At 61.7% G+C, this 1,372-nt stretch carries 1 protein-coding gene; it reads right to left on the bottom strand.

Translation table 11 applies throughout. The features are described from left to right. Positions 1-269 precede the first annotated feature (269 nt). The gene (locus IP68_RS19600) at positions 270-1,289 is read right to left on the bottom strand and encodes an IS110 family transposase (RefSeq protein ID WP_054136709.1); all 1,020 of its coding nucleotides are present in this window, start codon (positions 1,287-1,289) and stop codon (positions 270-272) included. Positions 1,290-1,372 lie beyond the last annotated feature (83 nt).

Here is a 1,372-nt window from a genome sequence, read left to right on the forward strand (position 1 = left end):
CATGTGTGGACGACCCCTGTGGCGCAAGAGCTTTTGTTTAGCGATGAGCACCGGTCGGGTGCATCCATGTGTTCGGCCTGTTCGTGCAGCACCGCATGGCTGCTGGCCCTGATGAAGTCCGCAGGTTGGCTCCCTAATCACGTCATCGCGCTCGAAGCGCTGTGACCCCCTGGGTTTTGCCGACCCCCGGTCTGACCGGTTTGTCATCACTACTCAGCGACTCCTGCGCCATCCTGCTCCCGTGCGTAACACGGCAGCGCGGATGACGGTCACGCGGTTTCAGCCGCGTAGACTTCTTTGCGCGACATGACCGCCCAAGCGATGCGCGCTGTTTTGTTGGCGAGCGCGACTGTCGCGATCTTCGCAGGCTTGCGCTCCAGGAGCTGCGCCATCCAAGGCTGCCGATCAGCGTTTTTGCGCGTCATACGCATCACCGCTGTCGCGCCGACCACAAGCAGCCGTCGTAAGTAGCCGTCGCCCTGCTTGGTGATTCCGCCCAGCCGTTCCTTGCCGCCAGAGCTATTCGCTCGGGGCGTGAGCCCTAGCCATGCTGCGAACTGGCGTCCGGATCGGAACAGAGACGCATCTGGCACTGCGGCCGATATAGCTGACGCGGTGATCGGGCCGATGCCCGGGATCGTGGCGAGCCGCCTGCTCGTCTCGTCGGCGCGATGCCACGCGAGGATTTGCGCTTCCAGTCTATCGATCTCGCTGGTGAGCGCTCTCAGCTGAGCAGCGAGCCCGTGCAACGCAGAACGAGCATGGGCAGGCAGCTCTTCTTGTCGCTCATGCAGCGCCTTCAGCATCGCGGTTACGCCACCCGCATCAATACCCGTCACGATACCGTACTCAGCGAGGTGGCCCCGCAAGGCATTGATGAGCATGGTCCGCTGCCGCACCATCAGGTCGCGGCTCTTGTGGAGCATCAATACCGCCTGCTGTTCGACGGTCTTCACCGCAACAAACCGCATCGTCGGTCGCGTCACCGCCTCGCAGATCGCCTCGGCATCTGCTGCATCAGTCTTCCCACGCTTTACATAGGGCTTTACATAGGCGGGCGGCATCAGCCGGACCTCGTGGCCCAGTGCGATCAGCTCGCGAGCCCAATGATGGGCCGATGCACATGCTTCCATACCAACAAGGCAGCTTGGCAGATCGGTGAAGAAGCCGATTACCTCTGCGCGCCGAAGCTTGCGCCGGATGAGGACGGCGCCATCGCTCCCGATCGCGTGAACTTGAAAAACACTCTTCGCCAGATCCAAACCGACGGTAACAATCTCCTGCTTCATTTGCCGACTCCTAGACGTGGACCTACAACGGCCCATCATTGCACAGCTACGCTCGTGCAGGAGTCGTCCACGCCATCACGTCA

Origin of the sequence: Blastomonas sp. AAP25, assembly GCF_001295965.1 — a bacterium.
Classification (GTDB): Bacteria; Pseudomonadota; Alphaproteobacteria; order Sphingomonadales; family Sphingomonadaceae; genus Blastomonas; species Blastomonas fulva.